Origin of the sequence: Paraburkholderia bengalensis (assembly GCF_037126505.1) — a bacterium.
Lineage (GTDB): Bacteria > Pseudomonadota > Gammaproteobacteria > Burkholderiales > Burkholderiaceae > Paraburkholderia > Paraburkholderia bengalensis.
In genome coordinates this window covers 78,562-103,227 of record NZ_JACFYJ010000009.1, presented here as the reverse complement: position 1 = coordinate 103,227, position 24,666 = coordinate 78,562, and the positions used below count along the sequence as shown (strand labels likewise).

The following is a 24,666-nucleotide window of genomic DNA, read 5'->3' as shown; positions in this document are numbered from 1 at the left end:
AAGACCGTAGTTAGCTGCGCGCGGGCATCAACGGCGGCCGCCTGTCGAACCACGGACGCGCCGTTTCCAGTTGCGCGGCAAGCCGCAGCAAGGTCGCCTCGCCGCCTTCGCGCGTGGCGAACTGCACGCCGATAGGCAACCCGCGCGCATTCCAGTAGAGCGGCACCGACATCGCCGGTTGCCCCGTCAGATTGAACAGCTCCGTGCAGCCCGCCCACGCGAACGCCTTGTTCGACACTTCCGTGAGCAGCTTGCGCATCAGCGGCTCGACGGGCACGGTGGTGACCGCGCGCATCTGCATTTTCTCGACGGGCGTCGGCTGCATTTCGCCGATCTTGATCGGCGCGGACGCGAGCGTCGCGCACAAGATCACGTCGTAGCGCGTCATCAGATCCGCGAGCTTTGCGCTGACGCGGCGCTGGGCGTCGAGCGCGGCGGGCAGTTCGCGCTCGCCGAACTTGCGGCCGATGTGGCCCATCGTCCAAGTCGCGATTTCGAATTCCTCACGATTGGGCTTGCGTCCCGTGATCTGATCGGCGTGTAGCACGAGATTTTCGGCGCTCACCGACCAGATCATCAAAAAAGACTCGCGCAGGCTCACGAAGTCGATGCCGAGCGAGACGGGCTCGATGTGATGCCCGAGCGACGCGGCGAGTTGCGCCGCGTCGTCGAGTGCGGTGCGGGCGTCGGCCGAGAGCGTCGGCGCGAGCATCGGGTCGGTGACGAAGGCGATGTGCAGCGGCTTGCACGGCTCGCCGGTGGCGGCGAGAAAAGTGCCGGGCGCGCCCATCGGCCGGCCCGCATTTCCCGACGTCAGATCGAGCAGCAGCGCGCTGTCGCGCACGCTGCGCGACACGGCGTGATCGATGCCGAGATCGCCGGGTGCGGGCACGGCATCCGAAGGCTGACGTCCGCGCGACGGCTTGAGCCCGAACAGGCCGCAGCACGAAGCGGGAATGCGGATCGAGCCGCCGCCATCCGACGCATGCGCGAGCGGCACGATGCCCGCCGCGACGGCGGCCGCCGAGCCGCCGCTCGAACCGCCCGGCGTGTGATCGAGGCTCCATGGATTGCGGCACGGGCCAAACAGTTCGGGCTCCGTATAAGGCATCTGGCCCATTTCCGACGTGCTCGTCTTGCCGAAAATATTCAGGCCGGCGGCGCGCGTCAACGTGACGAGCGGCGCGTCTTCGGCGGGTACGTAGTGCCGGTAGTGGCGGCTGCCCATCGACATCCGCAGCCCTTTGACGGCGAGCCCGAGGTCCTTGATCAGATAGGGCACGCCCGCGAGCGGACCGTCGCCGAGCGTGCTGGCGTCCGTCTTGTCGACGCCGTTCGCTCCATTGCGCGATGCGCGTTCGCGCGCGGCGTCGTAGTCCTTCAGCACGATCGCGTTGATGGCGGGATTGGCGGCTTCGGCGCGCGCGATGGCTGTTTCCAGCAGTTCGCGCGCGCTCACCTTGCGCTTGCGCACGAGATCGGCGAGGCCGATCGCGTCATGATCGAGATAGTCGGATTGCACGACGATGGCCCCCGCCCGGATTGGGATGATGATGACGGCGCGCGCGGGCTGCATGCCGTTCGCTCGACGCGAGACGCGACGCAGCCAGCTCGCGCCTCTAGCGTAACTTACGCGTGCGTGCCGAGGAAAGTCAGCGTGCGGCCGTGCGCGAGCGCCGCCGAGTGCTGGTGATAGCTCGCGCGCTCGGTGCAGTTGAAGCCGTGATCGGCGTTCGGGTAGATATACAGTTCGACGTTGTCGCGGCCCGCGAAGCGCTCCTTCACCTCGCCGACTGCCGACAGCGGAATGCCGTGATCCAGCTCGCCATAGTGGAACTGCATCGGAATCTTGATCTGCGGCGCCTTGTCGAGCGCGTTCTGTATGCCGCCGCCGTAGTACGACACGGCGATGTCGAGCAGGCCCTCAGCCGCCGCCAGATACGCGAGCCGCCCGCCGTAGCAATAGCCGATGCCCGCAATCTTGCCCGTCACTTCCGGCATGGCGCGCAGCGCGGCAGCCGTTGCGCCGATGTCGGCGACGGCGAGATCGACATTGGTTTTTTGCAGGATCTCGATGCCCTTGTCGCGGTCGGCGCCGACGTACGTCAACTCGACGCGCGGCTGCGTGCGCCAGAAGATGTCCGGCGCGATCGCGATATAGCCGTCCTGCGCGTACTGATCCACGACATCGCGGATATGGCCGTTCACGCCGAAGATTTCCTGGATGATGATGACGGCCGGGCCCTTGCCGCTCCTCGGCGTCGACATGTATGCGCCAAACGAATCACTGCCGGTCGGGATGTCGATCCATCGGGAAGTCACGCTCACTTGTTTCTCCTTGCATAAACGGTGATGCCGCGATCGGGCGCAAGCGTTTGCGCACGCCGTGTCTTTGCGGATGCCGCGTCTCGCTGAGGCTTCGCCTGCGGCGGGTGCTCAGTGTGCCATCAAAAGAAAGCGGCTGCAGCGCGTGAGCGCGGGGAGGCGCTTGCCGTAAGGGGTTTGAAACAGTATCAACGCGCGCCGCGTCCGTGCGGCGACTCGTCTGAAGGAACGCGATCAGCGCAATGCGCGCCGTGCGCCGGGAACCGATTCGACTGGGAAGCGCTGCCGCGACGATCGAAAGCGGTACTCGCCATTCATATAGAGATCCGCGCGCCCGGCGCCTTGCTGAAGGTTTTTCGCGCAGCTATATCACCTTTGCGTTTTCGCGTGATGACACGTTAGACGCTTATCCGGCGCATTAACGGACGACGCCGTCAAACCCTGAGGCCGAGGCGATAGAGGCGCGCCTCGCTTGCCCGAAACCCGCATGGGCTGGTGCTTTCCGGGCATCGATCCGGCCGCTTTTCCGACTAAGTGGGATAAACGCTATTGGTAGTGATCCCACTTACTCAAAAAAACCCCACAAATTAATTTGATGGCCTACACTTGCGCGCAAGCGCGGGGCGCCACCTGTCACAAACAGGCTGGAACGCGTGCTTGCCAAGTGCATGAACGATGCAACCGGCGGAGTCGTCCACGGGATTTGAGCGACACGTGAAGGAAGCGGGGCACAAGGGCGATACCGTTGTTTTTGGGACCGAAATCGGAGACTTACATGAACATCAAAATTCAAAAGCTGTTGCCGATCAGCGCTGCGGCGATGCTGTTTGCAACGTTGGCGACGACGGCTTCGGCCGACACTGTTGTCAAGATCGGCCACGTCGCGCCGTTGACGGGTGGCATCGCTCACCTGGGCAAGGACAACGAGAATGGCGCACGTCTCGCAGTCGAAGAGATCAATGCGAAGGGCCTGACGATCGGCGGCCAGAAGGTCACGCTGCAACTCGACGCACAGGACGACGCAGCTGACCCGCGTACGGCTACGCAGGTTGCACAGAAGCTGGTCGACGACAAGGTTGTCGCCGTGGTTGGCCACCTGAACTCGGGCACGTCGATCCCGGCTTCGAAGATCTATAGCGATGCGGGCATCGTTCAGATCTCGCCGTCGGCAACGAACCCGGCCTACACGCAACAAGGCTTCAAGACGACGTATCGCGTCGTGGCAACGGATGCGCAGCAAGGTCCGGCACTGGCCAACTACGCAGCGAAGGGCCTGAAGGTGAAGAGCGTCGCGATCGTCGACGACTCGACGGCATACGGCCAGGGTCTTGCCAACGAATTCGAAAAGACGGCGAAGTCGCTGGGCCTGAACGTGATGTCGCATGACGCGACGAACGACAAGGCTGTCGACTTCCGCGCGATTCTGACGAAGATCAAGGGCGAAAACCCGGACGCGATCATGTACGGCGGCATGGACGCCACGGGCGGCCCGTTCGCGAAGCAAGCCAAGCAGCTCGGCCTGCGCGCGAAGGTGCTGGCTGGCGACGGCGTGTGTACCGACAAGCTGTCTGACCTGGCAGGCGACGCAACCGACAACATCGTCTGCTCGGAAGCCGGCATGGCGCTCGAGAAGATGGAAGGCGGTCCGGCGTTCCAGGCGAAGTATCAGAAGCGTTTCGGCCAGCCGATCCAGATCTACGCTCCGTTCACGTATGACGCTGTGTACATCATCGTCGACGCAATGAAGCGCGCTGGCTCGACCGATCCGGCGAAGATCCTCGCAGCAATGCCGAACACCGACTACAAGGGTGTGATCGGCGAAACCACGTTCGACTCGAAGGGCGACCTGAAGCACGGCGTGATCTCGCTGTACAACTACAAGTCGGGCAAGAAGACGCTGCTCGACGTCGTCAAGATGTAAGAGCCGTCTGCGCTACCGGCGGGAAAGCGGTTCGCCGCGTTCCGCCGGACGCGGGACAGCCCGCAAGGGCATCGGAGGCATGCGGATTTTCATCCGCGTGCCTTTTCTTTTGGGCGCTTGTTTTGGGCGCCTTTTTGCGTGCGTTTTGCCGGGCCCTGTCGGCACGTTGGCTCTTGCGCAGCGCGTGCGGCAGTTGCGGTATTGTCGCGTTGGACAACCATGCGGGGACGCTGTCATGACACGCCTGATCGATGACGAATGGCGGCGCTGGATCGCCGAGAACCTGTTGCTCGACGCATCGCCCGAAGCCGTATATGGCGTACTCGTCCAGCATGGTTTCGAGTATGAGAACGCACGATGCGAGATCGATAGCACGCTCGCAAGCCCTTATTTTCTAGCGGGTTCCCGCTTGCGCAATCGTTTGCGCAAGCGAGACTGGATGCTTTCCGTGTTCGGCGATCTGGGCAGCATGCGCGCGGGCGCGGATCGGGTGGAACGGTACGCACGCCTGTCGCGCGACGCGTTTTACGAGCAGTTCTATTTCCAGAACCGGCCCGTGATCGTCTCCGGGATGTTCGATGCGTGCCCCGCGCGCACGCGCTGGAGCTTCGACTACTTTCGCACGCGCTGCGGGGATGCCGAAGTGGAAGTGCAATTCGGCCGCGACGGCGACGCCCACTACGAGATCAATCAACCGTCGTTGAAACGCGTGATGCGTTTCGGCGCGTATGTCGATCTCGTCGAGCAGGCGGGCGCGACCAACAACTTCTACATGACGGCGAACAACGCGTCGCGCAACCGCACGGCGCTTGCGGCGTTATGGGCGGATGCGCCGTCTGTCGGCGAATATCTCGATCCCGCTTCGCCCGATTCGGGCTATTTCTGGTTCGGACCGGCGGGCACGAAGACGCCATTCCATCACGACCTGACCAACAATCTGATGGCGCAGGTGATCGGCCGCAAACGCGTGCTGCTCGTGCCGCTCACCGACACCGTTCACATGTACAACAACCTGCATTGCTATTCGCAGGTGGACGGGGGCGCGATCGACGTCGAGCGCTATCCGTCCGTCGAACATGCGCGGGTGATCGAGTGCACGCTCGAACCGGGCGAGCTGCTGTTTCTGCCCATCGGCTGGTGGCACTACGTCGAGGCGCTCGATGCGTCGGTGACGATGACCTACACGAACTTTCTCGAACGCAACGATTTCGGACTGACGTACAGCACGTATCACGAGCTATGAGTTCTCGGCGCTGAACGGTTTGCCGCCGTCCGAAGGCGAATTGCGTCGATAAAAAACGGCGAGCCGATGTTCTGGCTCGCCGTTCGTCGCTGATGCGCCGCGCGTCCCGCCGCAAGCAGACGCTGGAACAACCCCGGCCTTCAGATGCCGAGCCAGCGCAGCACCTTCGGCCCGATGAACGCCACGAGCGCTGCACACAGCGCGACGACGGACAGGCCGATCGGCAGGTTCGTCACCTGCGCGACGCCGCCTATGATCACCGGCCCAAGCAGCAGGCCGAAGTACGCGAGACCCGCGACGTGGGCGAGGCCTTCGGCGGCGTGAATGCCCTTGACGCGCGCGGCGGCGGCGAACAGCACGGGCATCATGTTGGCGAGACCGAGGCCCATTAGCGTGAAGCCCGTCAGCGCGGCCACGGGATGCGGCAAAAGCAGCGCGCCGATCATGCCCGCGCACGCCAGCGACGCGCTCGCCGCGATCAGTTGCGGCGCGCCGAAGCGGGCGCGGACGGCGTCGCCGGCAAAGCGCGCGGCTGCCATGCCGCCGGAAAACGCCGCGTACGCTGCGCTCGCGACGGCGGGCGTCGACGCGACGACATCGCGCATATAGACCGTCGCCCAGTCGTACATCGCGCCTTCCGCGATCAGCGCGATCAGCGCAATGGCGCCGAGCGCCCACAGCGCGGGCGAGCGCCAGCGATTGCCGCGCGGCGCCTGCGCATCGGGATGCTCCGAGTGAGGCACGTGCGGCAGGACGGCGGGGCACGCGGCGAGCAGCACGCCAGCGGCAACCAGCGACGCGAGCAGCAGATGCACGGCAGGCGCCATGCCGTGCGCGAGCGCCGCGCCGCCGACGGCTGCGCCCGCCATCCCGCCGACGCTGAACATCCCGTGCAGCGACGACATGATCGGCCGGCCGAGCGTCTCTTCGACGGCGCTCGCTTCGGCATTCATCGCGACGTCGAGCGTTGCCATGCCCGCGCCGAACAGCGCGAGCAGCACCAGCAGCATCCAGTAAAACGGCACGACGAGGATCAGCGCACCGCACGCCGACATCAGAAGTCCGCCCGCGAGGCACGCGCGACGCGTGCCGACGCGCGCGATCCACGGCGCATTGGTCACCATCGCGCCAATCGAGCCGCCCGCCACCGCGAACAGCGCGAGCGACAGCATCGCCGGATTCAGCTGAAAGCGGTCGCGCACGGTCGGCACGTGTACGCCCCACGACGCATACATCATCCCCGCGATAAAGAAGAGCGCCATCGTCGCGTAGCGCGCGCGGTTGCGCTCGCTCGCGGACAGATTGCGGTGAGCGGCGGGCAGGGAAGCGGAGTCGGATGAGCGGTCGGACACGGAGAACTCGGTGGTCGGAGGCGAAAAGACGGGCGAACCGCAGAGAAAGCACGCTGAAAGCGATCTTGGATTCTAACGAAGCATGCCCTGTCATGCCCGCAAGTCCCTGAACTAATATCTATTTTCCATGTGCGTCGCGTGACCTGCTCAGACCGGCTCAGATTTCTCCGTCACGAAGCGGATATCGCGCGGCGCCGCTCTCACCCAACCAGGACGCGCACTTGAACATTCCCGCTCACGCTCCGTTGCATCTGCTGCATCAGTCCGCCATCGGCACGCTCGCGACGCATGCGCGCCAGCCGCAAGGCTATCCCTATCCGACGGTGCTGCCGTTCGCGCCCGATGTGCGCCATCGCCCGACGATCCTGATCAGCCGGCTCGCCGAGCACACGCGCAACCTGCATACTGACCCGCGCGCCGGTTTCCTGATCGTTCACGCGCCGGACGGCGATGTGCTCAACGGTCAGCGCATCACGCTGGTGGGCGCGTTCGAGCACGTCGAGCCGGAACCGCCCGTGATTCACCGCTATCTGCGCTATCACCCGGACGCCGAGCGGTACCTCGTGCTGGGCGATTTTTCGTTCTGGGTGATGTCGATCGAACGCATGCGTTACATCGGCGGGTTTGGCGCGATGGGCTGGCTGATGGCGAACGAACTCGATCCGCTCGAACCCGTTGCATTCGACGAGGAAAGCGCGCTGATCGAGTTCTTCGAGCGGCATCCGCGCCGGCCGGCTAACGTACGACTGCTCGGCGTCGACCGATATGGCGCGGATCTCGATATAGCGGGCGCGCGACACCGGTCTATTTTCGAGACGCCGGCTACCGATGCCGAATCGTTGCACGCTTCGCTTGCGGACTGCATCGAAACGCATCACGATGTCCCGCTGAAATAGCGGGAGTCTTTGCCGCAGAACCGGCCGGCATTTTACATTTTGCCGGTGTGAACTCGCATAGCATGAAATGTTCCTGAATGAATTAACGGTTGGTTTTCATTTGACGCTAATTAAATATGAACCTATTCCTCAGATGAGGGTTATTCAGTGAAAGAATAGTTTGCGCATCTCAACCGGGGTTCCCGTCTTTCATGAAAGTTTATGAAATTGAGATTAATTAATTTTCTCAGATGGCTTTTCTGTGCTTTCTATTTTGTGCTAATCTCGCCACCAATTCCGAGGCATGACCACTTTCAGGACTAATCGGCAAAGACCGGCAGTCCAATTATCGAACCACAAGGAAACTATGTCCTCCTACAGGGAACTGCTCGCGCAGCGCGAAAAGCTCGAAAAACAGATCGAAGAGGCGAAAGCGCGCGAGTATGCGGAAGTGCTTAACGAGATCAAGCAGAAAATGGCTGATTACGGCATTACGCTGGCAGAACTCGGCGGTACGCGTGCAAAGCCGGCCAAGGCAGGTCGCCCGCGATCCGGCGTCGCGCCGAAATATCGTGATCCCGCGAGCGGCAGCACGTGGTCGGGCCGTGGAAAGCCGCCGCGTTGGATTGCAGGTCAGGATCGTGAGAAGTTTCTCATTGAGAAATAATCAGACTTAAGCTTGCATTGCAGACAATGGGAATAAGAAAGCCGCGCCGCTTTTGTGTAGCGCGGCTTTTTATTCGGCTTGCGCTATTTCAATTGCTGGGAGTCTGCGGCAGTCGGGATGCACGGTGCCGGTGAGAATGCGTCGCATTTTGATAAGCGCCTGATTTAAAAGGCGTTTTCTGAACGCTTAAGCGCGTTTTCGTCAGCGGACAGGTAGAATAAATACAGCGATTACCGGTCCCCTTCAAATGTCTTCCAACCAGGCCGTCCAAACGACAGAAAAGCAGCGCGTCGCGCGCAGGAGCACCTACGTCAGCATTGCGCTCAATATGCTGTTGATGTCGATGCAGATTGTGGTCGGCGTGATCGCGCATTCCCAGGCGCTCGTCGCCGACGGCGTGCATTCGCTCGCCGATCTGGTGTCCGATTTCGTCGTGCTGCTCGCCAACCGGCATAGCGGCGCGGAACCGGATGCCGACCATAACTACGGACACAGCCGCTACGAAACGGTGGCGTCGATGTTTCTGGGCGGTCTGCTGATTGCCGTCGGCGTGGGCATGCTATGGCGCGCGGGCACGCGGCTCGCCGATCTGCAACACATTCCCGCCGTCCATATCAGCGCGCTGGTGGTGGCGATCGTGGTGCTGCTGTCGAAGGAAGGGCTTTTTCGCTACATGCTGCGGGAGGCCCAGCGCGTGCGCTCGGCGATGCTGATCGCGAACGCGTGGCATGCGCGCTCGGACGCGGCGTCGTCGCTGGTGGTCGCGCTGGGTATCCTCGGGAGTCTGGCGGGCGTGCGGCTGCTCGATCCCATCGCGGCGGCGATCGTCGGCTTCATGGTCGCGCGCATGGGCTGGGCCTTCGGATGGGACGCGCTACAGGATTTATCCGATCGCGCGCTAGACGAAACTGATACCGCTGATCTGCGCGCTCGGATTATGTCGACGCCAGGCGTACGGGATGTCCACGAATTGCGGACGCGGAAAATGGGCGATTTCGCGCTCGTCGACGCGCACGTGCTAGTCGATCCGATGATCTCGGTTTCCGAAGGCCACTATATTGCCGAGTCGGCGCGCGCTCGTGTGCTGGCGGACAGCCGGGTGCTCGATGCGCTGATTCACGTCGACCCGGAAAACGATCTGACGCAGCGGCCGCCCGTCAACTTGCCGCCCCGTGCAAGGGTCGTCGCGGAAATCGAAGCGGCGCTCGCCGCGCAGGGACTCGAGGCGGCGAGCCTGAACCTGCACTATCTGAGTACGGGGCTGGACATCGAGGTGATGCTGCAGCCGTCGCGCCTTGGCGCGCTGGAAAGCGAGGTTCGACAGCTCGCGCGGATCGATCTCGACGCGCTCAAGCGCGCGTTGGGCGCGCGCAAGCTGAACGTGACGCATGCCGTTGATGTGTCGACCGCGGGCGCAGAACTCGCCAACCAGCCGCACGGCGACGCCTAGACGTTCGCCGTGGCTGGCCGTGACCGGCGTGCGATCAGAGCGGCAATTGCGTATCGAATTTGATTTCGCGCAGCACGACGCTCGTGCGCACCTGGGCAACGGCGGGAATCTTGAAGATGCGGTCGTGCAGGAAAGTGTCGTACGCCTTGATGTCGGGCGCGACGATCTTCAGGATGTAATCCGATTCACCCGTCGTGCTGTAGCACTCGGTCACTTCGGGGCAGGTGGCGATTTCGCGCTCGAAGGCCTCGACGCCGCCTTCCGTGTGACGCGTGAGGTGAATGTGAGCGAGCGCGCACACGTGCAAGCCGAGCTTTTCACGGTCGAGCAACGCCGTATAGCGCTGGATGATGCCCGATTGCTCCATGTCCTTGATGCGCCGCCAGCAAGGCGTGCTGGATAGCCCAACCTGGTCCGAGATTTCCTGCACGGAACGGCGCGCGTCGAGCTGCAATAGACGCAGGATCTTTTGAGAGAACGTATCGAGTGTCAACTGCGCCTCCGTTGTCGCGTGGCCTTTTCTGTTAATGGTAGAGGCCGGGGAAACGAAACGCAATGCAAACCGCCGTTACTGAGGGAGATTCCCTAATTTGGCGCCTACTCAGCGGGTTTTTGTGCTGTGTCGTCGCCGTCGGCGTCTGACGGCGCGGCGCTCTGGCCCGCGCGCAGCTCCGCCAGCATGTTGCAGAAGAGCGCGCCTTGCTCGATGGCGTCGTCGAGCGCGACGTGCGTATGCGGATGGTCGTCGAACCAGTGCTTCGGAAAGCGCGGCTTGATGCACTTGCGGTACGGCAGGCCCGTCATCGCGAAGGCGAGCGTCTTGATGTCGAGCGCCGACCATGAGAACGGGCAGCGGCCGGCAAAACGCATCATGTACCAGAACATAAAGGTGAAGTCGAAGCCCGCCGGCATCGCGACGAACACGGGCTTGCCCGGCAACGCCTCCACCCATTCGACGTACGCGACAAGGGCTGCCGCGGGCTGCTGCAGATCCTTGCGGCAGGCGGCCCACGCTTCGGGCTGCGTCTTCCACCACGCTTCCTGCACAGGATGGGGCGCCGCACCTTCGAGCAATTCGAGGTTCGCCGAGAACGTGCCGATCAACTGCTTGTCCGCCGTATAGGCCGCCGACGCGAAGCTCAGCATCGAATGCGGGCCGGGAATCGGGCCGTCCGCTTCGACATCGGTGCTCACATAAATTTCTGCGCTCATGCGCTCACTCCATCCGCGACGTACGGATTCGTGCGGCGCTCTTTGCCGAAGGTCGACGTGGGGCCGTGGCCGGGCACGAATGTGACGTCGTCGCCGAGCGGCCAGAGCTTTTCGCGGATCGAACGGATCAGGTCGCCGTGATTGCCGCGCGGAAAGTCGGTGCGCCCGATCGAGCCCGCGAACAGCACGTCGCCGACCAGCGCAAGCCGGTGCGCGCGGCTGAAGAAGATCACGTGACCCGGCGTGTGGCCCGGACAGTGGTACACCTCGAGCGTTTCGTCGCCGAACGTCACGCTGTCGTTGTCGTCGAGCCAACGGGTCGGCTCGAATGATTCGGCGGCGGGAAAGCCGAAGCGCACGCTTTGCTCAGGCAGCTTGTCGAGCCAGAAAAGCTCGTCGACATGCGGACCTTCGATCGGCACGCCGTAGTGCTCGGCAAGTGTCTTCGCGCCCGCGCAATGGTCGATATGGCCGTGCGTCAGCAGCACCTTTTCAACCGACGCATGCTGCCTCTCCACTTCACCTTTGATGAGATCGAGATCGCCGCCAGGATCGACGATGGCCGCGCGCCCGGTCTCCTCGCAAACGAGCAGCGAGCTGTTCTGCTGGAACGGCGTGACGGGAATCAGGGTGACTTTCATAGGTGACGGCGTGGCGCTTGGAAACCACGATTGTACCGGCCGTCGCGGCCGCTGCCATTGGCCGGAAAGCCGAGTGGCGCATGCGCATTTTTGCAGTAATAGTGAGAATTCATCAGCCGGATGTGGAGGTTGAGAACACAGAATTGTGTTTTTGCTATAATGCACGTATTGGGCGTGGGGAACCGCGCCGTCTTCGGTTGAGCAGTGGCTGTTTCGTATGTTGAAACTGGTACGCAGGCTGCTGATTCAGCATCAAGCAAGTGCCGTCGGGTGTACCCGATAGCAAATCCAGCACCGATCGCTTTTATCGGTGCGCACGTCTTGTCCAGCCAGGTGCTACGCGCCTGCCACGGCCTCGCTGCCGTAACGCTGGATGGGGCCTACGCCGCCTTCCTGAGCGCCGTGAGTTTCCGGCGTATGAGCGTGTATACGTTCGATGGCGGCTTGTGGGGTCTGGCCAAAACTGCGGGGACAGTTGCGTCAGACGTGAAAACTAACCGTGCGGTAGCGGCTGAGTAGCCGCGTCCGGGCTTACGTCGTCCTGCGCCAGCGTTGCGCGGTGCGCGGTCGCCCTTTGCCGCCGGAGTCGCATGCAAACACGCAGCCATTGGCGTGATGCGGCTCGCAATTGCATCAAATTGTCTTATGAAAACTCGGCTACCCCGACGTGTTGGGAGCGTTTTTGCCTTTCTGGCACTCGCCGGCTGTGCGGTGCCTCCGGGCGCGAGCACCCAGACCAGCGGCGTTTCCGCAACCACGCAGGACGTGCGCACCGCGCTCGCCCCGCAATCGTATGGTTCAGGTGCGAACAATCTGCCCGACGCGGCGGATCAAAAAGGCAAGCTCGCCGACGCAGAACCGCTGACGGACGGTCCGAACATCGCGGACTTCCAGCAGACCGGACGTGCGTCCTGGTACGGACGCGGCTTCCACGGCCGCAAGACGGCCAACGGCGAACGCTTCAACATGCACGCCTTGACGGCGGCGCACCGCACGTTGCCGCTCGGCTCGTATGTACGCGTGACCAATCCGGCGACGAACGACTCCGTCGTCGTCAAAATCAACGACCGCGGCCCGTACGCGCGTGGCCGGGTGATCGACCTGTCTTACGCGGCGGCAAAGGTTCTGCATCTGGCGTATATCGGTACCGCTCGCGTCAAGATCGAAGGTTTGACGCAGCGTGAGGCGAAGGCAGAGATCAAGGAAATGCTGGCGTCGAATCAGAGCGATTCGAACGAGAAGTAAGATCGTTTAGGAATCGAGCGCCGATGGCATTCGATGCCGTCGGAGGAAAGGGCTGCATTGCGCAGCCCTTTTTGTTTTCAGTCGTCCTTTTTCAGCGCCAGCGCACGCGTGTACAGCGCGTTGCGCGAAGCGCCCGTCAGCGCCGCCGCGACCTTGACCGCGCCGCTAACGGGCAGTTCCTCCAACAGCACGCCGAGCAGAGCGTCGTGATCGTGCTCGCTTTGGTCGTCCTCGGGCGCGCCTTCGACGACCAGCACGAACTCGCCCCGCTGCCGGTTCGTATCTTTTACAAGCCACCCTGGCCCTTCGGCCAGGGTGCAGCGATGCAATCCCTCGTGTAATTTCGTCAACTCGCGGCCGATCAACAGACGCCGCTGGCCGCCGAATGCATCGGCGAGCGCCTGCACGGTTTCGACGATGCGATGCGGCGCCTCGTAGAACACCATCGCGTGCGGATGCTTTGCGAGCGGCGCGAGTGCGGCGGCGCGCTGCTTTGTTTTGGGCGGCAGGAAACCGATGAAAGTGAACGTCGACACCCAGTCGCCGGCAACGCTCAACGCCGTGGCGAGCGCGCTCGCGCCAGGCAGCGGCACGACGGCGAAACCGGCATCGCGCACGGCGTCGACGAGTTTCGCGCCGGGGTCCGAAATGCCCGGCGTGCCCGCATCGGAGACATACGCGACGCGCTCACCCGCTCGCAGAAAGTCGACGATGCGCTGCGCGGACTCGCGCTCGTTGTGCTGATGCACGGCGACGAGCGGCTTCGATACGCCGTAGCGCGACAGCAGTTGTCCCGTGTTGCGCGTGTCTTCAGCGGCGATGCGATCCACGAGACCGAGGACATGCAGCGCGCGCAGCGTGATGTCGGCGATGTTGCCGATCGGCGTGGCCACGACGTACAGCGCGGAAGCAGGGTACTGCTGTCCTTGCGCGAGTTCTGAAAGAGGAGTCATGACACGTAAGACGCAGACGGACGAAACAAGGCCGACATTGTGCCACGCGGTTGCGGACGTGCGAGACCGCGCGGCGCACGATGGCGCGGCGCACGATGGCACGGCGCACGGTCGCGCGCGGCACGCGCACAACTTTTCCGCTCAGGCACGGTCCAAAGCCGTCGGGGCTGCATTCGAAGCGCGCGCATTGACGTTTCTCCAGCAGCAGCGCTTGCGGTTCGTCGCGCGCAATGTCGTGTGCCGTGGCGGCGAGATCGATCTCGTGATGAAGGAACGCGACGGCTCGCTGGTGTTCGTCGAAGTGCGCGCGAGGGCGCAAAGCGGATATGGCGGTGCGGCGGCAAGCGTCGTGTGGCGCAAGCAGCAGCGCATCGTGCTTGCCGCGCAGCATTTTTTGTCGGCGCGTGATGGCGCGACGCCCGCGTGCCGTTTCGACGTGATCGCGTTCGAGCGCGGACGTCTGCTGTGGCTGCGAGATGCTTTTCGCGCGGATGAGCGTTGAGCGGACAGTTTCGTTGCGTGAGTACGCTAAACTTGCGGACGCGCGACGGGCGGTGCGTCGTTGCATGTGAGCGAGCCGCGAGGTCTGTCAGGGAGCCGGCAACGGCGCAGTGCGAGCGGGCGCGCGATGACGCGGCTCATGGTCGCGCGTCCACGCCGCGCATTCACGTCGTAACACGCGAGCGTCGGAGCGGCAGCCGACCATCGCGCAGGCAAGGGCAACACGTCCAATTGAACCAGCGCTGCCGGGCGGGCGGCGCGAGCAGTAACGATAGAGAGTCGATGTCAGTCGAACGCATTCAACAACACTTCCGCGATAGCGCGGCAGTCACACTCGCAGCACTCGAAAGCCTGTCGATGCCGATCGCCGCGGCCGTCGACACGATGTTCGCCGCGCTCGCGAACGGCAACAAGATTCTGGCGTGCGGCAACGGCGGCTCGGCGGCGGGCGCCCAATACTTCGCTGCCGAGCTGATCGGCGGTTTCGAGCGCGAGCGTCCCGCGTTGCCGGCCATCGCGCTCACCACCGATTCGTCGGTCATTACGGGTGTCGCCAACGATTCCTCGCTCGAGCAGATCTTCGCGACGCAGGTTCGCGCGCTGGGTCAGCCCGGCGACGTACTGCTGGCAATCTCGACGTCCGGCAATCCGGCCAACATCCTCGCCGCCATCGACGACGCCCACGACCGCGAGATGATCGTCGTCGCGCTATCGGGCAAGGGCGGCGGCAAGATCAACGAAGTACTGCACGACACCGACATCCATATTTGCGCGCCCACCGATCGCAGGGCGCGCGTGCAGGAAGTGCACCTGTTGACGATCCATAGTCTGTGCGACGGCATCGATGCCATGTTGCTCGGCGAAGAATGATTCCGAAGGAGAGCGAGTTGATGAGCGCATATCGCGTGAAGAGTACGTTTGTGAGGACCACGCTGGTGGTCGGGCTTGTCGCCGGACTGGCCGCGACGTTGCAGGGCTGCGTGCTGGCTGTCGGCGCGGCGGCGGGCGGCAGCGCGCTGGTCGCGACCGACCGGCGCACGCTCGGCGCGCAGACGGAAGATCGCGAGATTCAGGTGAAGGCGATGTCGCTGATCAGCGAGAACCTGCCCGACTCGGCGCATGTGAACGTGACCGTCTTCAACCGACGCGTGCTGCTGACGGGCGAAGTAGCGGGCGAGGTGTCGAAGGCGCGCGCCGAATCGGTCGTGCGCAGCCTCAACAACGTGAACTCGATCGTCAACGAACTGACGATCGCGCCGGCCAGTTCGTTCTCGTCGCGCAGCAACGACACGTATCTCGAAGGCCGTGTGAAGACGGCGCTGATTGCCGAGAAGGATATTTCGGCGAACAACTATAAGGTGGTGTGCGAGCGGGGCTCGGTTTATTTGATGGGGCTGGTCACGAGGGACGAAGGCAATCGCGGGGCGGATGTCGCTAGCCGGGTTCCGGGCGTGACACAGGTCGTGAAGGTGTTCCAGTACATCCAGCCGCAGGAGGCGGCTGCGGCGACGGCGGCTGCCGCGTCCGCTGCCTCGAGCGCGCCCGCTGCGGCAGCGCAGCCCGATGCTGAAGTGACGTCGGGGGCGGTGCCGGATTCGTCGGTTACGTCCAAGCCGTTGGATCAGCAGGCGCCCGCGCCCGTCAGCAACTCGACGCAGGTGCATCCGGGGAATCCGAAGGCGGGGCAATGAGGGATTTATGGTTGTCTGGGCTTCGGATCGTGTCGTTCGGGGTGCTGGTCGGCTGGAGCTTGATCTCTCATGCCGCCGACGCGCCTGCGCGCGGGCTCGCAATCGCTCGAGCGAATGCATGCATGGGTTGCCATGCGGTAGATCGCAAGCTGGTGGGGCCTTCGTTTCAGCAAGTTGCTGAGCGGTATAAGGGGAATGCCGGGGCTCCCGTTCTGCTGGCGCACAAGGTGAAGGACGGTGGTTCCGGTGTCTGGGGCGCGATTCCGATGCCGGCGCATCCTGCGATGAGTGATGCTGATATTCGCACCGTAGTCGACTGGGTGCTTGCCGGCGCACGGTCCAGGTAGCGTGGTCTGGCGGTTGGCACAGTGAAAATGCGGTGTGCTAGAATCGGACGGTCGTGGGGGCGGTAGCTCAGCTGGGAGAGCGTCGCGTTCGCAATGCGAAGGTCGGGAGTTCGATCCTCCTCCGCTCCACCAAAAAATCCCTTTAAAAACCGGCACTTAGGCCGGTTTTTTCGTTTCTGCCGTCCGCTGCTGCTCCGAAATCGTTTGGTTTGACATCCCGCTAGGGTGACTACAGGGTGACAGACGGTTGCCTGTCGGATCAAAGCATGACACACGGGTTGACGCAGGGTCAATCGACGGGCGGCCCGCTTCACCTACCTATGCTGACGTGTTCTCAGGTCCGTAGTCGGGAACGCTCTTACAAACCCCACGCCGCTGCGCCACTCCTACACTGTATCTTCCGAACCGACGGTTGAGCGGAGGGCAATATGCGCGGACAGAGACGCGGACAGGAAAGACGGGAAGCGACGTTTGTTGACGTTGCCAACCTTGGTCAGCGCCCTTCCAATGCGGACGACGCAAAAGTGCTGGCGCGGCTGTCTCCATCAGCACTGGCTCACTGGCCGACAGTGGCTAGACAGATACGCGACGCAGGTGTGCTGGACTCTGTTGATGCAACGTCGTTGGTGCGCTATTGCGAAGCGTTCGCATGCTGGTGCGCAGCCGGTGAAGAACTCTCAAAAATGGCGATTGAACTTGGGTTGACGGCAAGCAGGCCGACGCCTGTGCCCAGCATTTCTTCAAGTTCCCCATCAAGTGCCGCCGAGCCGTCAGAAATGGCGACGCGGTCTACCCGTCGAGCGCCAAACGCAATTATGCGCCGTACAGAAGTAGAAAGCGAAACAGGCCTGTCTCGGTCAACCATTTATCAGCGGGTGAAAGCCGGGACCTTTCCCGCACCGGTGAAGCTTGGAGAGCGCTCCGTAGGATGGCGTGTCGCGGACGTAGAAGCTTTCTTGTCATCGCCCGCCGAGTACAGGGCGGCACAGAAATCGTGACGGACGAAATACGGCTAACCCATTTGGTACGTTTGGACGCAATCTGACACCGCGCCATTTCGTATGGTTAACCGCGTAGTCGGCGGGCATAATACGGCACTCGCACTAGTAATCGCCGGAAACAACCAAAATGACCGCTCTCGAAAAACTGCTCGATACGTTCCGCCATGCCGCTGTCACGGAACGGGAAAAGGGAACCTATTTCGAAGAGTTGATCGTCTGTTATCTGCGAAACGAAGCCACCTACTGCGATCTGTACAGCGATGTCTGGGCCTATGCGGAATGGGCTGACCTGCAAGGGCTGGACAAACGGGACGCCGGTATTGACCTTGTGGCGAAGACGCAGGGCACCGCCGAGTATCACGCGATTCAATGCAAGATGTATGCACCGGACTATAAGGTCCAGAAGGGCGACATCGATAGCTTCTTCACGGCATCCGGCAAAAAGCCGTTCACACGCCGGATCATTGTCGCCACGACGAATCATTGGAGTGAACACGCCGAAGACGCGTTGCTTGACCAGCAGCCGCCCGTCAGCAAGATCGACCTGACCGCCCTTGAAGAGAGCCAGATCGATTGGGGCCAGTACCAGCCGAAGGCTGCGCCGGTCATCAAGGCGAAAAAGCAACTGCGCCCGCACCAGACCAATGCACTGAATGCCGTTGTTCATGGTCTGGCAGATGCCGACCGTGGCAAGTTGATCATGGCATGCGGGACCGGGAAGACGTTCACCAGCTTGAAGATTGCCGAAAGGTTGGCCGGTGCGGGCAAGCGGGTCCTGTTCCTTGTCCCGAGCCTGTCGCTGTTGAGCCAGACCTTGACCGAGTGGACTCAGGAAGCCGAGACACCGCTGCATAGCTTCGCGGTTTGCTCGGACAGCGACGTTGGCAAGAAGCGCAAGAAAGAAGACGACATGGTTCAGACCTTCGTCCATGAACTGCGCTATCCGGCCACGACCGATTCGGCCCGACTGGCGGCAGAGATGGCGAAGCGGCACGACGCGTCGCACATGAGCGTCGTGTTCAGCACGTACCACTCCATCGACGTAATCAGCCGTGCGCAGAAGCAGTTCGGGCTGGCCGACTTCGACCTGATCGTTTGCGACGAAGCGCACCGCACGACCGGCGCAACGTTCGGCGACGATGACGAAAGCACCTTCGTTCGGGTCCACGACGCCGATTACATCCGCGCCGCCAAGCGCCTGTACATGACAGCGACGCCGCGTATCTACGGCGACACGGCCAAGGCCACGGCAGAGCGCGACAACGTTGCGCTCTGCTCGATGGATGACAAGGCGCTGTACGGCGAAGAACTGTTCGTCATCACGTTCTCGGAAGCCGTCAAGCGCGGATTGCTGGTGGATTACAAGGTGATCGTGCTGGCGGTTGAAGAAGCGCACGTCAACCGGCGTCTGCAAGACCTGCTGCGGGATGAAAACAACCAGTTGAAAGTGGACGACGCAGCCAAGATCGTCGGCTGCTGGAAGGCGCTTTCGAAGCAGGGATTGACCGAAGACTTGGTTGGCGATGGTGATCCCATGAAACGTGCAGTGGCCTTCTGTCAGGTCATCGAAGTCTCGAAGGGAGCGAAGACGCACAAGGTCAGCTCGAAGCAGATCAAGAACATGTTCCAAGCGGTCGTCGAAGCCTATCAGGAATCTGACGAGACCGAAGAATTTGAACAGGCCGCCCGACTTCACTGCGAAGCCGAGCACGTTGACGGCGGCATGAATGCCAGCGAGAAGGAAGCGAAGCTGGCGTGGCTGAAAGCCGAGACGCCCGAAAACACCTGCCGCATTCTCAGTAACGTTCGTTGCTTGTCGGAAGGTGTGGACGTACCCGCACTGGATGCCGTGCTCTTTCTGACGCCGCGTAACTCTCAGGTTGACGTGGTGCAGTCGGTCGGACGCGTGATGCGCAACGCACCGGGGAAGAAGCGCGGCTATGTGGTGTTGCCGGTAGTGATCCCGGCTGGCGTCGAAGCGCACGAAGCCCTGAACGACAACAAGACCTATGCCGTCGTCTGGCAGGTCTTACAGGCGCTTCGGTCGCACGATGACCGCTTCGATGCGATGGTGAATAAGCTCGATCTGATCGGGAAAGACACCAGCAAGATGGAAGTCATCGCGATTACTGACAAGATTCAGAAGAAGCAGCAGAAAACCAACGGGACGAAGAACAAGGACGCTGGTAAGGGCGGCTTCACCATTGGCGAAGCGGTCAAGAAGCGCTCGCCGCAGGAACAGCACGAACTGCAATTCGAGATCGGCGAGATCGAGAAGGCGATCTACGCAAAGCTGGTCCAGAAGGTCGGCAACCGTCACCACTGGGAAGATTGGGCGAACGACATCGCGAAGATTGCCCGGACCCACATTGACCGCATCACCGGCATCATCGAGAACCCCGCGAATACGAGGGAACGGGACGCGTTCGATTTATTCGCCGCCGAACTGCGCGACGACCTGAACGGCAGTATCACAGATGGCGAAATCATCGAGATGTTGGCGCAGCATCTCATCACGAAGCCAGTGTTCGATGCCCTGTTCGCAGACTACAGCTTTGCGAAGCACAACCCGATGTCGCTGGCGATGCAGCATGTGTTGGACGTGCTGGATGAACATCGGCTGGACAAGGAAGCAGACACACTGGAAAGGTTCTACGAAAGCGTGAAGATGCGAGCCGATGGCATCGACAATGCAGCGGGGAAGCAAAAGATCGTCGTCGAGCTATACGACAAGTTCTTCCGCAACGCGTTTCCGAAGATGACCGAGCGGTTGGGGATCGTCTATACGCCGGTCGAAGTCGTGGACTTCATCATTCACAGCGTCGCCCACGTGTTGCAGACCGAGTTCGGTCAGACCCTGGGTAGCAAGGGCGTCCACATCATCGACCCGTTCGTGGGTACGGGGACGTTCGTGACACGGCTTCTCCAAAGCGGCCACATCACTCCCGAGGAACTCCCGCACAAGTACAAGCACGAAATCCACGCCAACGAGATCGTCCTTCTCGCGTACTACATCGCAGCCGTGAATATCGAAGCGGTGTATCACGGAATCGTCGGCGGCAAGTATCAGCCGTTCGAAGGGATATGCCTTACAGATACGTTTCAGATGTACGAGACGGAAGATATGGTGGATGCACTGTTGGCACAGAACAGCGCACGGCGCAAGCGACAGAAAAAGCTTGATATTCGTGTCATTCTCGGCAATCCGCCATACTCGGTAGGGCAGAAGAATGAAAACGACAACAATGAAAAAGTGGAATACCCACACTTGGATGGCCGTATACGGGGTACATACGCACTGCGCTCTAACGCGATCCTAGCGAAAGGACTCTACGACAGCTACATTCGGGCGATTCGTTGGGCCACTGATCGGATCGGGGACAGCGGCGTCATTGGCTTTGTTACAAATGCGGGCTTCCTTGATGCCAAGACGACTGACGGACTGCGTAAGTCATTGGCCGAGGAATTTAGCAGTCTATACGTGTTTCATTTGCGCGGCTTGCGGGGACAAATGACTTCCGGGGAAAGGGCAAAGCGTGAAGGTGGTCAGATTTTCGGGTCGGCCAGCGGTGCTGCTATTGCCATTTCTGTATTGGTCAAGAATCCAGATGCAAGACAATATGGCAAGATTTATTTTCACGACGTGGGTGAATATTTGAGTCGTGAACAAAAATTATTGAAGATTAGTTCGCTTGAAAGTATTGCCGGGATTTCGGAGATGTCCGGCTGGACAACCATTGTTCCGGATCAACATGGCGATTGGCTGAACCAGCGTGATGGAGATTTCGAAGAATTTATCCCGTTGGGCGATAAAAAAGGCGATGATCGCTGCCTTTTTGAGAACTTTTCTCTCGGAGTAGTTACCAACCGAGATGCGTGGTGCTACAACGCTTCAAAGCTGAGTTTGGAAGCCAATATGAAGCGAATGATTGACTTCTACAACGGCGAAGTAGACCGCATCTCGCTTGCATTTCCCGGCCTTGATAAAAAAGGACGAGAGACTAAGATCGACGAAGGCTTTATTGATACCGACCCGACGAAGATCAGTTGGACTCGATCATTGAAGCAAGAGTTGGCAAAAGATCGGCGATTTGCATTCGACGAGACGTGTCTGACCAGAAGTCTTTATCGACCTTTTACCAAGTGTTGGATGTATTTCAATCGGCGCTTCAACGAGATGGTTTACCAAATTCCGCGCATTTTTCCGAATGCATCGTGCGAGAATATCGTGATTGGTTTTTCCGCGCCGAGCAATCGTAGTGCATTGTCTGTCCTGATTTCAGATAGCGTCGTGAGTCTTCATGCTGTGGATATGATAGGTTCGCAATATTTTCCACTCTACCTTTACGATGAACCCGCTCCTGATTTAGAAAAATCGCAGGCTGGACTTTTTGAATCAGCCGGTAGCGATACGACGCGACGGCACGCAATAACCCTGAACGGACTCGCCCACTTTCGGGCGGCCTATCCGGGTGAGAAGATCGGTAAGGAAGATATTTTCTATTATGTATACGGGCTGTTGCATTCGCCCGATTATCGCGAACGATACGCCGATAACCTTAGTAAGGAGTTGCCGCGCATTCCTTGTATGAAGTCCGCCGCCGATTTCTGGGCTTTCTCCACGGCTGGCCGTAAGCTGGCCGATTTGCATTTGAACTATGAGACGGTGGAGAAGTGTCCGTTGCAGATCGAAAGCGGCGGATTGCTGCTGACCGATGCCGACTACCGTGTGGAGAAGATGCGCTACGGCAAGAGCGGTAAGGACAAGGACCTAACTACCGTGATCTACAACGACAAGATCACGTTGAAAGGCATCCCGCTTGAAGCATATGATTACGTGGTGAATGGCAGGCCAGCCTTGGATTGGATAGTGGATCGGCAGTGCGTCAAGGTGGACAAAGATAGTGGCATCGTCAACGACGCGAACGACTACGCGGTCGAGACAATGAATAATCCTCGCTACCCGTTGGAACTCTTCCAGCGTGTCGTGACGGTCAGTCTGGAAACGATGAAGATCGTGAAGTCGTTGCCGCGTCTCGACATTCAGCAACCGGGTCCGACTGTTGGGCAGTTGATGGAAGCGAAAGATGCGCCGGACGCGCTGACCGCGTGACCGGTGCACATCCGTTAGCATCTGCGATGGTGGATCGCCGACCGGTGTATTTGTTCGGTTGCATTGGTATGGTCATCACCATTGGCAGTGAAGCACCGTTGCCGCCAATGGTGCGCCGACTGTTGCACCGGACTGTGGCATTGGACCGGACCGAAGAAACAGTCGCTACAGTAGTCGGGCAACGGTTCGTAGCATTTACTGAGTGACTGTCCTGCAATGGCACATCGACCACTGCGGACGCTTGCCGTTGAACTGTGGTCGATGGCATTGGTGCCCGTTGTCACCGTTGAATTGAAGCAGTGTTACCACTGACGCGATACCAATGATGGTGGCGCTATACCGTGGCGTTGCACTGCTGCCAGCGACGGGTGACGGTGTTAGACCACTTCCCTGTAGTATTGGCCGCCACGGTCGCTAACACCCAATGGTCGCTAACACCCTATGGCCATGACACCCAATGGTCGATGACACCCAATGGTCGAGACACCCAATGGTCGAGACACCCAATGGTCGAGACACCCAATGGTCGAGACACCCTATGGTCGAGACACCGTATGGTCGAGACACCGTATGGTCCGACTGCAACAGTGCATACATCGTCGCGCTGAACTACAGGCACTGAATCGGACAGTACCTTGCAACTGGTTGTATGGTGTTAAACGGTGAATATGGTGTTGCCGCACACTGGTGCCGACATGCAACACTGTGCCGACAGTGGTGATAGGCGGCAACGATTGACTAGCACAATGATGCGACGGTGCGTGCCCGACCATTTCAGTCTGGACATAGGCTCGGACAGAGGTCGCAGCCCGGCTTTCCCTTTACCGGCAGCACGTTTACAAAGCGGGCCGCCTCACGCACATTGCCAGTCTTGGTTGCATTTGCCATGACTTGAAGTTCCTGCGTAAAGGTCTGGTTGTCCGTCATAATCTCGTACTTATACAGGAATTTCTGTAGTGAATCCCTTTTGCGTGATCTGTCCGTTGAATCGATTTTGGGGTGCTTGTAATCAATCCACTTATCGAGAGCGGATTTCAGATCAACCACAAGTCCACCGCGTCTGTTGCGAAGTTTTAGAATATAACTTAGAAAGTCACGCTTACTAGGCGGGCATTGATGGAAAACCACCTGTGTCGTGACCATCCGCAATGAAATCGATGGGTATGGTATCGCGCCGCGCTTTCGTGCCATTGCTGTTGTCAGGATTTCCCCTGTATCGAGGTCGATCCATTCGTCGGGTTCAACACACGTAACTAAATCTGCACCTTTGGGTCTTTTCCAGCCTACGTATTTCAGCCTTGAATTCGGGACGGGCTTGTGTACGCCGGAAAAAATTTTAAGACTGCGTGGTGTTGAATTGCGAGAGACAGGTAATGTGAAGCCCGTTTCATGGTGTTTCTGGTATCTTTCTTCGATTATATAAGGATCGACGAAACGGACAATCGGGTCATCATACGAACCCATTTCATCATCGGTATATGTTCGTTTGATGAAGAGATGCGGATATTCGACGAGATCAGGATCGAAGACGGTGTCAGTGACTGCTTTTGACAGTGCTTTTAGTTCATTAATATTATTGTGCATCTAATTCGATGTTTTTGTTGACGACGGTATAGCGAACGGACTCACGCATTCAACGGCAAGTCCTGTTGTCGAAGCAATTCGCATTCAGCTCCTCATGCCGAGCATGGTGTCCCGAAAAACTGCGGTTTTACCGCACTTTTTGAAATCGTGAAGCCTTATCCCGCAAGGCTTTGCGGGATTTCCATGTAATACATACCCATCAACGACGAATGATGACTTGTCGTTGATGTGAGGTTCCGACATGTCCTATTTATCCGAAGGAACCAGTGCGACGTGGTGGCTGACGCGCAGCGGCGGCCAGCAACGTCATTCGGACGCGAAGCGGACGAATGAAAAGTGTTACCGGTGATTGCTTCTTCATCGCGCCTGATCGGTGAATTATGTCCCGGTGCCTACGGCCCCGGTGAATCGCCGTCCCTGCGGGCCGTCGAATTCATGAACTGGTTCGTGCGATGAACAAGAAGTCGGTTGTTCTTTACTGATCTTATTGGTGACAAGTCGGCTTGTTCATTCGAGAAGTACCAACCACTGCCCGACCTGTCACC

20 protein-coding genes and 1 tRNA gene are annotated in these 24,666 nt (G+C 60.3%); 13 read left to right on the top strand and 8 right to left on the bottom strand.

Annotation, left to right across the window (positions count from 1 at the left end):
• Positions 1-10 precede the first annotated feature (10 nt).
• Together H3V53_RS08515 and H3V53_RS08510 are read right to left on the bottom strand one after the other, a co-directional pair.
• On the bottom strand, positions 11-1,576 hold the full coding sequence (locus H3V53_RS08515) for an amidase (protein WP_336597583.1): 1,566 nt from the start codon (positions 1,574-1,576) through the stop codon (positions 11-13).
• Between the two features lie 53 nt (positions 1,577-1,629).
• Positions 1,630-2,328, bottom strand: a complete 699-nt coding sequence (locus H3V53_RS08510; RefSeq protein ID WP_336597582.1) for a dienelactone hydrolase family protein — start codon at positions 2,326-2,328, stop codon at positions 1,630-1,632.
• A gap of 772 nt (positions 2,329-3,100) precedes the next feature.
• Here H3V53_RS08510 and H3V53_RS08505 point away from each other — a divergent pair.
• Together H3V53_RS08505 and H3V53_RS08500 are read left to right on the top strand one after the other, a co-directional pair.
• Positions 3,101-4,246, top strand: coding sequence for a branched-chain amino acid ABC transporter substrate-binding protein (locus H3V53_RS08505; protein WP_336597581.1), 1,146 nt, complete (start codon positions 3,101-3,103; stop codon positions 4,244-4,246).
• 244 nt (positions 4,247-4,490) lie between these two features.
• Positions 4,491-5,489 carry a cupin-like domain-containing protein gene (locus tag H3V53_RS08500; RefSeq protein WP_336597626.1) on the top strand — a complete coding sequence of 333 codons (999 nt, stop codon included), beginning with the start codon at positions 4,491-4,493 and terminating at the stop codon, positions 5,487-5,489.
• Between the two features lie 140 nt (positions 5,490-5,629).
• Here H3V53_RS08500 and H3V53_RS08495 read toward each other — a convergent pair whose 3' ends face one another.
• On the bottom strand, positions 5,630-6,841 hold the full coding sequence (locus H3V53_RS08495) for an MFS transporter (protein WP_054917815.1): 1,212 nt from the start codon (positions 6,839-6,841) through the stop codon (positions 5,630-5,632).
• Positions 6,842-7,062: 221 nt separating this feature from the next.
• Here H3V53_RS08495 and H3V53_RS08490 point away from each other — a divergent pair, with 221 nt between their 5' ends.
• The 3 genes from H3V53_RS08490 to H3V53_RS08480 all read left to right on the top strand — a co-directional run bounded on the left by H3V53_RS08490 (position 7,063) and on the right by H3V53_RS08480 (position 9,833).
• Complete coding sequence (locus H3V53_RS08490; RefSeq protein WP_336597580.1) at positions 7,063-7,737, top strand: HugZ family pyridoxamine 5'-phosphate oxidase; 675 nt, start codon at positions 7,063-7,065, stop codon at positions 7,735-7,737.
• Positions 7,738-8,083: 346 nt separating this feature from the next.
• Positions 8,084-8,383, top strand: a complete 300-nt coding sequence (locus tag H3V53_RS08485; RefSeq protein ID WP_054917805.1) for an H-NS family nucleoid-associated regulatory protein — start codon at positions 8,084-8,086, stop codon at positions 8,381-8,383.
• 247 nt (positions 8,384-8,630) lie between these two features.
• Positions 8,631-9,833 (top strand): cation diffusion facilitator family transporter, encoded by a 1,203-nt coding sequence (locus H3V53_RS08480; RefSeq protein WP_336597579.1) that lies wholly within the window; start codon positions 8,631-8,633, stop codon positions 9,831-9,833.
• A 34-nt stretch (positions 9,834-9,867) separates the two neighbouring features.
• On the opposite strand, the gene H3V53_RS08475 is transcribed toward H3V53_RS08480, so the two are convergent.
• The 3 genes from H3V53_RS08475 to H3V53_RS08465 form a co-directional block, all read right to left on the bottom strand.
• Positions 9,868-10,326, bottom strand: coding sequence for an Lrp/AsnC ligand binding domain-containing protein (locus H3V53_RS08475; protein ID WP_054917801.1), 459 nt, complete (start codon positions 10,324-10,326; stop codon positions 9,868-9,870).
• Between the two features lie 104 nt (positions 10,327-10,430).
• Positions 10,431-11,045 carry a 3'-5' exonuclease family protein gene (locus H3V53_RS08470; protein ID WP_336597578.1) on the bottom strand — a complete coding sequence of 205 codons (615 nt, stop codon included), beginning with the start codon at positions 11,043-11,045 and terminating at the stop codon, positions 10,431-10,433.
• Complete coding sequence (locus H3V53_RS08465) at positions 11,042-11,686, bottom strand: MBL fold metallo-hydrolase (RefSeq protein ID WP_336597577.1); 645 nt, start codon at positions 11,684-11,686, stop codon at positions 11,042-11,044. The genes H3V53_RS08470 and H3V53_RS08465 overlap by 4 nt, the downstream gene beginning before the upstream one ends.
• 645 nt (positions 11,687-12,331) lie before the next feature.
• On the opposite strand from H3V53_RS08465, the gene H3V53_RS08460 reads away from it, so the two are divergent.
• Entirely contained in the window at positions 12,332-12,931 is a 600-nt protein-coding gene (locus H3V53_RS08460) for a septal ring lytic transglycosylase RlpA family protein (RefSeq protein WP_336597576.1), read from the top strand.
• 77 nt (positions 12,932-13,008) lie between these two features.
• On the opposite strand, the gene rsmI is transcribed toward H3V53_RS08460, so the two are convergent.
• Positions 13,009-13,884: a 16S rRNA (cytidine(1402)-2'-O)-methyltransferase gene (rsmI, locus tag H3V53_RS08455; protein WP_336597575.1), complete on the bottom strand. Its 876-nt coding sequence runs from the start codon at positions 13,882-13,884 to the stop codon at positions 13,009-13,011.
• Here rsmI and H3V53_RS08450 point away from each other — a divergent pair.
• The 7 genes from H3V53_RS08450 (at position 13,883) to H3V53_RS08420 (ending at position 22,537) form a co-directional block, all read left to right on the top strand.
• Complete coding sequence (locus H3V53_RS08450) at positions 13,883-14,386, top strand: YraN family protein (protein ID WP_336597574.1); 504 nt, start codon at positions 13,883-13,885, stop codon at positions 14,384-14,386. The genes rsmI and H3V53_RS08450 overlap by 2 nt on opposite strands.
• A gap of 281 nt (positions 14,387-14,667) precedes the next feature.
• Positions 14,668-15,255, top strand: coding sequence for a phosphoheptose isomerase (locus H3V53_RS08445; protein WP_336597573.1), 588 nt, complete (start codon positions 14,668-14,670; stop codon positions 15,253-15,255).
• 20 nt (positions 15,256-15,275) lie between these two features.
• On the top strand, positions 15,276-16,076 hold the full coding sequence (locus H3V53_RS08440) for a BON domain-containing protein (RefSeq protein WP_054917963.1): 801 nt from the start codon (positions 15,276-15,278) through the stop codon (positions 16,074-16,076).
• Positions 16,073-16,423 carry a c-type cytochrome gene (locus tag H3V53_RS08435; RefSeq protein ID WP_336597572.1) on the top strand — a complete coding sequence of 117 codons (351 nt, stop codon included), beginning with the start codon at positions 16,073-16,075 and terminating at the stop codon, positions 16,421-16,423. The genes H3V53_RS08440 and H3V53_RS08435 overlap by 4 nt, the downstream gene beginning before the upstream one ends.
• A gap of 56 nt (positions 16,424-16,479) precedes the next feature.
• Positions 16,480-16,555, top strand: a tRNA-Ala gene (locus H3V53_RS08430).
• Between the two features lie 644 nt (positions 16,556-17,199).
• The gene (locus H3V53_RS08425; RefSeq protein WP_336597625.1) at positions 17,200-17,421 is read left to right on the top strand and encodes a helix-turn-helix transcriptional regulator; all 222 of its coding nucleotides are present in this window, start codon (positions 17,200-17,202) and stop codon (positions 17,419-17,421) included.
• Positions 17,422-17,551: 130 nt separating this feature from the next.
• Complete coding sequence (locus H3V53_RS08420) at positions 17,552-22,537, top strand: DEAD/DEAH box helicase (protein ID WP_336597571.1); 4,986 nt, start codon at positions 17,552-17,554, stop codon at positions 22,535-22,537.
• 774 nt (positions 22,538-23,311) lie between these two features.
• Here the strand turns inward: H3V53_RS08420 and H3V53_RS08415 are convergent.
• Entirely contained in the window at positions 23,312-24,121 is an 810-nt protein-coding gene (locus H3V53_RS08415) for a hypothetical protein (protein WP_336597570.1), read from the bottom strand.
• Positions 24,122-24,666: the final 545 nt, after the last annotated feature.

Coding starts and splice junctions, on each gene's coding strand:
- H3V53_RS08515 (WP_336597583.1), bottom strand. CDS start 1,576: ATGCAGCCCGCGCGCGCCGTCATCATCATCCCAATCCGGGCGGGGGCC.
- H3V53_RS08505 (WP_336597581.1), top strand. CDS start 3,101: ATGAACATCAAAATTCAAAAGCTGTTGCCGATCAGCGCTGCGGCGATG.
- H3V53_RS08485 (WP_054917805.1), top strand. CDS start 8,084: ATGTCCTCCTACAGGGAACTGCTCGCGCAGCGCGAAAAGCTCGAAAAA.
- H3V53_RS08480 (WP_336597579.1), top strand. CDS start 8,631: ATGTCTTCCAACCAGGCCGTCCAAACGACAGAAAAGCAGCGCGTCGCG.
- H3V53_RS08470 (WP_336597578.1), bottom strand. CDS start 11,045: ATGAGCGCAGAAATTTATGTGAGCACCGATGTCGAAGCGGACGGCCCG.
- H3V53_RS08465 (WP_336597577.1), bottom strand. CDS start 11,686: ATGAAAGTCACCCTGATTCCCGTCACGCCGTTCCAGCAGAACAGCTCG.
- H3V53_RS08460 (WP_336597576.1), top strand. CDS start 12,332: ATGAAAACTCGGCTACCCCGACGTGTTGGGAGCGTTTTTGCCTTTCTG.
- H3V53_RS08450 (WP_336597574.1), top strand. CDS start 13,883: ATGACACGTAAGACGCAGACGGACGAAACAAGGCCGACATTGTGCCAC.
- rsmI (WP_336597575.1), bottom strand. CDS start 13,884: ATGACTCCTCTTTCAGAACTCGCGCAAGGACAGCAGTACCCTGCTTCC.
- H3V53_RS08445 (WP_336597573.1), top strand. CDS start 14,668: ATGTCAGTCGAACGCATTCAACAACACTTCCGCGATAGCGCGGCAGTC.
- H3V53_RS08440 (WP_054917963.1), top strand. CDS start 15,276: ATGAGCGCATATCGCGTGAAGAGTACGTTTGTGAGGACCACGCTGGTG.
- H3V53_RS08435 (WP_336597572.1), top strand. CDS start 16,073: ATGAGGGATTTATGGTTGTCTGGGCTTCGGATCGTGTCGTTCGGGGTG.
- H3V53_RS08425 (WP_336597625.1), top strand. CDS start 17,200: ATGGCGACGCGGTCTACCCGTCGAGCGCCAAACGCAATTATGCGCCGT.
- H3V53_RS08420 (WP_336597571.1), top strand. CDS start 17,552: ATGACCGCTCTCGAAAAACTGCTCGATACGTTCCGCCATGCCGCTGTC.
- H3V53_RS08415 (WP_336597570.1), bottom strand. CDS start 24,121: ATGCACAATAATATTAATGAACTAAAAGCACTGTCAAAAGCAGTCACT.